The organism is Pseudarthrobacter sp. MDT1-22 (genome assembly GCF_054511035.1).
The window spans coordinates 38,117-46,152 of the sequence record NZ_JBTNDK010000028.1 but is presented as its reverse complement, the minus strand read 5'-3'; the positions used below and the strand labels follow the sequence as shown (position 1 = coordinate 46,152).

The following is an 8,036-nucleotide window of genomic DNA, read 5'->3' as shown; positions in this document are numbered from 1 at the left end:
TCTGGGCGTCCACAGCGAGGACTTTGCAGGACTGGGTGGAGGAATCCACTCCGATGACAACGCTCATTGACTATTTTCCTCATCGATCTGGTCATTCAGGGCTTTGGCCAGCGGCTCATCAACGATCAACGTGGTGACAAAACCGGCCCTGGCCACGGCCCGCACGGCGTCTGCCCGTGCCTTCCCTTGCGCCACGGCAATGACCTTCGGGGTCCGCTGCAGCTGCTTGATGGTGACGGCTATGATGCGCTCATCCAGTCCGGATTCGACCGAAACTCCCGCTGAGTTCAGCAGCCGCCCTGAACATTCCGCTACGGCGCCGGCCAGCACCGCTTCCTCGCGCACCGCAGGATCCGCCCGTTCCCAGACCGTGGAGCAGCCGGGCTTCCAGGCGCCGATTGCCACCACAGCCAGGTCAAGGGAATCCGCCTTGGCCAGCGCCCCGGCAATCTCCGGCTGACGCAGCAGACCCGATGCCGTCGCCGGATCCTCAACCACCAGAGGTGACCACAGGGGCCAGGCCAGTCCGCCGCTCAAATGTGACAGCCGCTGGATGAGCTCAAGCGGATTGCTGTCTGCTTCGGCCGGGAGGGCACCCGCGAGCTGGACGATGTCGCACCGGGGAAGTTCTCCGACCAGCCGGGAGGCAACGTCCAGGGTGCGGGACCAGGAAATACCGAGGGTCCCGCCGGAGGGCGCCTGACGTGAGATTTCCGCCGCCGCGGCCTTTGCCAGGATCCCGCGGGCCTGGATTTCATCACCCACCGCGTCCACGACGATGACCTGGCGCACGTTCAGGGAAGTCTCAATTCGCCACACGTCCGCGCTCGAGAGGTGGGACGGAAAATGAACCTTGATCTCCACGATGCCCCTCTCGCGGGCATCGGTCAGCAGCCGTGCGACCTGAAACCGGGAGAGGTCGTAGTTGGCCGCAATTTCCACTTTGGGGCGGTTCTCCAGGTAGTACTCCCTTCCGATGCGCGCCAGAAGCTCCTCATGAGATTGTTCGGGCATGTCGTTGCTCTTTCCACCGACTTAACGTTTGAGTCCGGGCTATTGCTCAAATGAGTATATATGACTAGAGTCACTTAACACATGAGCGGTTCCGGGTCGCTCAGATGTGCACATAGTGTTTTGAACGGGGCGGGGATGCCCCGACATCTGGGTCCTGGAATCCACGCAGAAGCCTGCAGACGGCTCAGACAGCGGTATCCCGACCTCATAAGAACAAAGGAGTCCTAATGCGACCCAAGTCCCGTTTGGCCGCAGTCGCGGCCGGCACTATTACTTTTGCCCTCGCCCTGTCGGCCTGTTCCGGCGCCGGTGGCGGCTCGGCGGCAGGCGATCAGAACAGCCTCAACGTCCTGATGGTCAACAACCCCCAGATGGAGGACCTGCAAAGGCTGACTGCAGATAACTTCACCAAGGACACCGGCATCAAGGTCAACTACACGGTGCTGCCGGAGAACGATGTCCGGGCCAAGATCAGCCAGGAGTTCTCCAGCCAGGCCGGGCAGTACGACGTTGCGTCGCTGTCGAACTACGAAATCCCGTTTTATTCAGCCAACGGCTGGCTGGCACCGCTCGACAATGTAGCGAAGGACGCGGAGTTCAACCAGGCGGACATCCTTCCGGCCTACACGGCATCCCTCACGGGCAAGGACGGCAAGCTTTACGGTGAACCGTTCTACGGAGAGTCCTCGTTCCTGATGTACCGCAAGGACATTCTGGACGCCAAAGGGTTGACCATGCCGGAGAAGCCCACCTGGGACGAGGTGGCCGACCTTGCAGCCAAGGCCGACGGTGCGGCGCCCGGCATGAAGGGCATCTGCCTGCGCGGCCAGCCCGGCTGGGGCCAGGTCTTCGCCCCGCTGACCACCGTGGTCAACACCTTCGGCGGCACCTGGTTCGATAAGGACTGGAACGCGAAGGTCAACTCCCCGGAATTCACCGCGGCGACCGAGTTCTATGTGGACCTGGTCCGCAAGCACGGTGAAGCCGGTGCCGCGCAGGCAGGGTTCACGGAGTGCCTGACCAACATGAGCCAGAGCAAGGTCGCCATGTGGTACGACGCCACGTCTGCTGCCGGTTCACTGGAGGCGGATTCCTCCCCGGTGAAGGGCAAGATCGGCTACGCCCAGGCCCCGGTGAAGAACACGAAGTCATCGGGCTGGCTGTGGACCTGGTCCTGGGGCGTGCAGGCAGCGTCGAAGAAGCAGGATGCTGCCGGGAAGTTCATCGCCTGGGCCAGCTCGCAGAAGTATGAAGAACTGGTGGCTTCGAAGCTGGGCTGGGCGAAGGTTCCGTCCGGCAAGCGCATCTCCACGTATGAGAACGCCGACTTCCAGAAGTCCGCCCCGTTCTTCAAGGCCGAACGGACCGCCATCGAAAACGCGGACCCCAAGAACCCCGGTGTCCAGCCGCGTCCCGCCATCGGTGTTCAGTTCGTCGGCATTCCCGAGTTCGCTGACCTGGGCACCACTGTCTCCCAAGGTGTCAGCTCCGCCATTGCCGGCCAGGGATCTGTAGCGGATGCACTGGCCAAGGGCCAGGAAGCCGCTCAGAAAATCGGCGACAAGTACAAGAAGTAACCAGCAACCCACCAAAGGTTCTGTGGCCCGCCTGACGGCGGGCCACAGAACCGCAGGAGAACATCATGACTACAGCAACAGCGCGCGTCTCCGGTCCCGGACACAGCGCATCCAAAACCTCCAAGAACGCCAGGTCGCGTGAACGCGCACTGGCCTGGGCACGGCGTGCGCCGCTGCTGCCGGCCCTGATCTTCCTCATCATCGTCACCCAGCTTCCGTTCGTGGTGACCCTCATCATTTCGTTCCTGAACTGGAACAGCCTCCGCCCGGACCAGACCGGGTTCGCCGGCTTCGACAACTACGTTCAGGTCCTCACCAACGCCGACCTGCGCCAAGCCATCTTCACCACCATCGTCCTCACGGTCTCCGTGGTCCTGGCCAGCCTCGTCATCGGCCTGGGACTGGCACTGCTCCTGGACAAGAAGTTCATCGGCCGCGGACTGGCCCGTACCCTGCTGATCGCACCGTTCCTCGTGGTTCCGGTGGCCGCCGCCCTCATCTGGAAGCATGCCCTCCTCAACCCCACCTACGGGCTGATCAACGGGATCCTGACCTGGATCTGGTCCCTGTTCGGCAGCGAAAACGCGCCCCAGCCGGACCTCCTGTCCCAAGCGCCCCTGATGGCCGTCATCGTGTCGCTGGTCTGGCAGTGGACGCCGTTCATGATGCTCATCCTGCTGGCAGGTTTGCAGTCGCGTCCCATGGACACCGTCGAAGCGGCCCAGATGGACGGCGCGAGCCCCTGGGGCATCTTCCGCCACCTCACCCTGCCGCACCTGCGCCAGTACCTGGAACTCGGTGGCCTGCTCGGGGCCATCTACATCGTGCAGAACTTCGATGCCGTCTTCACCCTCACCTCGGGCGGCCTGGGAACAGCCAACCTGCCGTACGCCATCTACCAGACGTTCTACTTCGCCAACGAATATGGCCTGGCGTCGGCCGCCGGCGTCGTGGTGGTCATCGGCACGATCATCGTGGCGACCTTTGCGCTGCGAACCGTTTTCTCGCTCTTCAAGAAGGAGGCAGCACGATGAGCACCCTCACCCCGGCCGCACCCCGGAAATCCGTCCCCGGACCGACCGCCCTCAACACCGGTTCGCGTCGTCGCGGCAAGTCCCGGATGGACCCCACCCGCAACAATACGGCTGCCGGGATCGCGGCATGGCTGCTGGCCCTGCTCTTCGCGACGCCTGTCCTCTGGATGATCCTCACCTCGTTCCACTCCGAAACTGACGCCGCGACCAATCCGCCGTCCCTCGCTGCCAACCTCACCCTCGACGCCTACAAGGAGTTCTTCGGGGCGAGCTCGGGAGTCAGCCCCTGGCCGCCGCTGATCAACTCGGCCACTGCCTCGATCCTCTCGACCGTGCTGGTCCTGGTCCTGGCCATCCCGGCCGCCTATGCGCTGTCGATCCGGCCGGTGAAAAAGTGGACAGACGTGATGTTCTTTTTCCTCTCCACGAAGATGATGCCCGTGGTCGCAGCGATCCTGCCGCTCTACCTCTTCGCCAAAAACGTCGGCGCTTTGGACAACATCTGGTTCCTGGTCCTGATGTACACCTCGATGAACCTGCCCATCGCCGTGTGGATGATGCGTTCCTTCCTGGCCGAAGTGCCGGTGGAAATGCTTGAAGCCGCCCAGATCGACGGCGCCGGCCTACTCCTCACCCTCCGTAAGGTCGTCGCTCCCGTGGCGATGCCCGGCATCGCCGCCACCGCCCTGATCTGCTTCATCTTCAGCTGGAACGAACTGCTCTTGGCCCGCGTCCTCACTGGCGTGATGGCGGGAACCGCCCCGGTCTTCCTGACCGGCTTCGTCTCCAGCCAGGGACTGTTCCTCGCCAAAGTCTGCGCGGCCGCCGTCGTGATCTCCCTGCCGGTGCTGTTCGCCGGCTTCGCCGCCCAGGACAAACTCGTCCAAGGCCTCTCCCTCGGCGCCGTCAAGTAGCCGGCCCTCACCACTTTCGATTCTTAGAGGATTACTCCGATGACAACACCCACCGCACAGTCCCGCACCCTGGCGCACCCCGAACTGCCGGCCACGATGCGGGCCTCCGTCCTGAAACGCCAGGGCGAGATGGCCCTGGAAACCCTGGCCGTCCCGCAGCTTGAAGCCGATCAGGTTCTGGTCAAGGTCGCGGCCGTCGGCGTCTGCGGCAGCGACGTGCACTACTACGAGCACGGCCGGATCGGCGACTACGTTGTGGACCACCCGCTGATCCTCGGCCATGAACTCTCCGGCCGGATCGCCGCCGTCGGAAGCGCCGTTGACCCGTCCCGCATCGGCAAGCGGGTCGCCGTCGAGCCCCAGCGGCCCTGCCGCACATGCAAGCAGTGCAAAGCGGGACGGTACAACCTGTGCCCGGACATCGAGTTCTACGCCACCCCGCCGATCGACGGCGCGTTCGCCGAATACGTGAGCATCCAGAGCGACTTCGCCTACGACATCCCGGAGAGCGTCAGCGACGAGGCAGCCGCCCTGATCGAGCCGCTCTCCGTCGGGCTCTGGGCCTGCGAACGCGCCGAGATCAGGCCCGGCAGCCGTGTGCTGATCGCCGGCGCCGGCCCGATAGGCATTATCGCCGCCCAGGCAGCCCGGGCCTTCGGCGCCACCGAAATCTACATCACCGACATCGCAGAAGACCGGTTGGCTTTCGCCCTGGAACACGGCGCGACCCACGCGCTCAACGCCAAAACCGACAGCGTGGAGGGCCTGGACGTCGATGCGTTCATCGACGCCTCCGGCGCGCCGCAGGCCGTCCGCTCCGGCATCAAGGCCGTGGGGCCGGCCGGCCGGGTCATCCTGGTGGGGCTTGGGGCCGACGACGTCGAACTCCCCGTCTCGTTCATCCAGAACCGGGAAATCTGGCTCTCCGGGGTGTTCCGCTACACCAACACGTGGCCTTTGGCCATCCAGCTGATAGCCGACGGCAAGGTGGATCTGGACGTCCTGGTCACCGGCAAGTTCGCCCTCGCCGAATCCGAGGAAGCGCTCAAAGCCGGCAAGCAGCCCGGCCAGCTCAAAGCCGTCGTCTACCCGGGCCGCTGATGGACCTCGCTGACACCGGACTGCCGGGGACCCGGGGGCCCCGGTCACCGGAGGCGGAACGGGCCGTGGCGGATCTCCGGCTTCGCCTCGCCGACGGGAACAGAATGCTGCTCGGTATTGTGGGAGCCCCCGGATCGGGTAAGTCCACCTTCTCCGCCTGCCTGCAGAAACTTCTCGGAGCCGGGTCCGCCGTCGTGGTGCCGATGGACGGCTTCCACTTGGGAAACAAGATCATCGACGGCACACCGCTCAGGGAACGCAAAGGCGCCATCGACACGTTCGACGTCGGCGGATACCTCTCCCTGTTGCAGCGCCTCGCACGGCGGGACGAGCACGTGGTCTATGCGCCCGATTTTCGCCGCACCATCGACGAGCCGGTGGCCGCGTCCATTGAAGTACCCGCAGCCGTACCGCTCGTCATCACCGAGGGCAACTACCTCCTCGCGGAACTGCCCCCGTGGCAGCAGGTGCGGGCGCAGCTGGACGAGGTGTGGTTCCTGGATACACCCCGGCACCTGCGCCTTTCCCGGCTCGTGGACAGGCACATCCTCTTCGGCAAAGACCGCCCCGCAGCGCAAGCGTGGGCGGCCGGTTCCGACGAAACCAACGCCCAGCTGATCGAAGCCACCCGCCATGCGGCAGACCGGATCATCCCGTGGTCCTGACCCCTGCACAAGCAAGGAGGCAGTAAATGCCACCACCTGAAGCTCTTCCACCGGGCGTTCAGCCGAAAACGGCAGGCGCGGCTCCATCCCGGACACGTTCAACGCACTTTCTGTCCTTCCCGGCAAGGCAAGAATCATTGGCTGTTTCCGGGAAGAGGCCAGCCCGCCATGGGCCCGGGAACCGGGCTCCATGCCGATCGACCAGCACATTCTGAAAGGCTAAACACATGCATTCACTCACCAGCTCAACTCTCCCGGAACTCCCCGCTGCTGTGGGCAAACCCTCTTATGACCGCTCAGCTTTGACGGCGGGAATTGTCCATTTCGGCGTCGGCGGCTTCCACCGCGCACACCAGGCCATGTATCTGGACCGCTTGATGAACACCGGCCACGCACTTGACTGGGCGATCTGCGGCGTTGGGGTCCTGCCCGGCGACGCCCGCATGAAGCAGGTAATGGACAGCCAGGACTGCCTCTACACCCTCGTGGTGAAAAACCCGGACGGCACCCGGGAGGCGCGGGTCATCGGCTCCATCATTGAATACCTTTTCGCCCCCGACGACCCGGATGCTGTTATCGAAAAGATGGCCTCGGACGCCGTCCGCATCGTCTCGCTCACCGTGACGGAGGGCGGCTACAACTTCCACCACGTCACCGGGGAATTCAACACCGAGAACCCGGACGTCATCCACGATCTCCAGCCCGGAGCCGCACCGCGGACAACCTTCGGGCTGGTCACCGAGGCCCTTGCCCGGCGCCGCGAACGGGGTTTGGAGCCATTCACGGTGATGTCCTGTGACAACATTCAGGGCAACGGCGACGTCGCACGGAAAATGTTTACCGCCTTCGCATCTCTCAAAGATGCCGAGCTTGGCGGGTGGATCGAGGAAAACGTGCCTTTCCCCAACAGCATGGTGGACAGAATCACCCCCGTGACCACGGACGAGGACCGAGGCGCCATTGAGGAGGAATTCGGGGTGAAAGACGCATGGCCCGTGGTCTGTGAGCCCTTCGAACAATGGGTGCTCGAAGACCATTTCAGCCTCGGCCGTCCGCCCTTCGAAGACGTCGGGGTCCAGCTGGTGGAAGACGTGGAACCCTATGAGCTCATGAAGCTGCGCCTGCTCAACGCCAGCCACCAAGGCATGTGCTATTTTGGCTACCTCGCCGGCTACCGCTACGCGCATGAAGTCTGCCAGGACCCGTTGTTCTCCCAGTTCCTGCTCGACTACATGGACAAGGAAGCCACGCCGACCCTGCAGCCCGTTCCGGGCATCGACCTCGACGCCTACAAGCACACTCTCATCGAGCGCTTCTCCAATGAATACGTCCGCGACACCCTGGCCAGGCTGTGCGCCGAGAGCTCAGACCGTATTCCCAAGTGGCTCCTGCCGGTGATCCGCATCAATCTGGCAAACAACGGCGAAATCCATCGCTCTGCAGCAATTGTGGCCAGCTGGGCGCGGTACGACGAAGGCACCGACGAGCAGGGCAACCCCATCGAAGTGGTTGACCGCCTGAAAGACACCCTGATGGCCGCCGCCGCCCGGCAGCGCCAGGACCCGCTGTCCTTCATCTCGGACCGCGAAGTCTTCGGCGCCCTCATCGATGATGAACGGTTTGTCATGGCCTACTCCGACGCCCTGACGGGCCTCCATGACCATGGCGCCAAAGATACCCTTCGATCCCTAAAGCCGGGGCTCTAGACTCCACGAATCGTATCTTATGGAG

General features: G+C 63.8%; 7 protein-coding genes. 6 read left to right on the top strand and 1 reads right to left on the bottom strand.

From position 1 onward, the window contains the following. Window positions 1-63: 63 nt before the first annotated feature. Window positions 64-1,014, bottom strand: a complete 951-nt coding sequence (locus ACX80M_RS17800; RefSeq protein WP_459310091.1) for a sugar-binding transcriptional regulator — start codon at window positions 1,012-1,014, stop codon at window positions 64-66. Between the two features lie 227 nt (window positions 1,015-1,241). Between ACX80M_RS17800 and ACX80M_RS17795 the strand changes: the two genes are divergently transcribed. From ACX80M_RS17795 to ACX80M_RS17770, 6 genes are all read left to right on the top strand, one after another. Beyond that, entirely contained in the window at window positions 1,242-2,591 is a 1,350-nt protein-coding gene (locus ACX80M_RS17795; protein ID WP_252599426.1) for an ABC transporter substrate-binding protein, read from the top strand. 65 nt (window positions 2,592-2,656) lie between these two features. After that, window positions 2,657-3,625, top strand: coding sequence for a carbohydrate ABC transporter permease (locus ACX80M_RS17790; RefSeq protein ID WP_252599425.1), 969 nt, complete (start codon window positions 2,657-2,659; stop codon window positions 3,623-3,625). Continuing rightward, window positions 3,622-4,539 carry a carbohydrate ABC transporter permease gene (locus ACX80M_RS17785; protein ID WP_252599424.1) on the top strand — a complete coding sequence of 306 codons (918 nt, stop codon included), beginning with the start codon at window positions 3,622-3,624 and terminating at the stop codon, window positions 4,537-4,539. The genes ACX80M_RS17790 and ACX80M_RS17785 overlap by 4 nt, the downstream gene beginning before the upstream one ends. Before the next feature lie 39 nt (window positions 4,540-4,578). Then, on the top strand, window positions 4,579-5,640 hold the full coding sequence (locus tag ACX80M_RS17780; RefSeq protein ID WP_459310090.1) for an NAD(P)-dependent alcohol dehydrogenase: 1,062 nt from the start codon (window positions 4,579-4,581) through the stop codon (window positions 5,638-5,640). Beyond that, complete coding sequence (locus ACX80M_RS17775) at window positions 5,640-6,305, top strand: nucleoside/nucleotide kinase family protein (protein WP_252599422.1); 666 nt, start codon at window positions 5,640-5,642, stop codon at window positions 6,303-6,305. The genes ACX80M_RS17780 and ACX80M_RS17775 overlap by 1 nt, the downstream gene beginning before the upstream one ends. A gap of 227 nt (window positions 6,306-6,532) precedes the next feature. After that, window positions 6,533-8,011, top strand: a complete 1,479-nt coding sequence (locus ACX80M_RS17770) for a mannitol dehydrogenase family protein (protein WP_459310089.1) — start codon at window positions 6,533-6,535, stop codon at window positions 8,009-8,011. Window positions 8,012-8,036: the final 25 nt, after the last annotated feature.

Excerpts from the sequence above, each read along its gene's own strand:
- ACX80M_RS17800 (WP_459310091.1), bottom strand. The coding sequence starts at position 1,014 with ATGCCCGAACAATCTCATGAGGAGCTTCTGGCGCGCATCGGAAGGGAG.
- ACX80M_RS17795 (WP_252599426.1), top strand. The coding sequence starts at position 1,242 with ATGCGACCCAAGTCCCGTTTGGCCGCAGTCGCGGCCGGCACTATTACT.
- ACX80M_RS17790 (WP_252599425.1), top strand. The coding sequence starts at position 2,657 with ATGACTACAGCAACAGCGCGCGTCTCCGGTCCCGGACACAGCGCATCC.
- ACX80M_RS17785 (WP_252599424.1), top strand. The coding sequence starts at position 3,622 with ATGAGCACCCTCACCCCGGCCGCACCCCGGAAATCCGTCCCCGGACCG.
- ACX80M_RS17780 (WP_459310090.1), top strand. The coding sequence starts at position 4,579 with ATGACAACACCCACCGCACAGTCCCGCACCCTGGCGCACCCCGAACTG.
- ACX80M_RS17775 (WP_252599422.1), top strand. The coding sequence starts at position 5,640 with ATGGACCTCGCTGACACCGGACTGCCGGGGACCCGGGGGCCCCGGTCA.
- ACX80M_RS17770 (WP_459310089.1), top strand. The coding sequence starts at position 6,533 with ATGCATTCACTCACCAGCTCAACTCTCCCGGAACTCCCCGCTGCTGTG.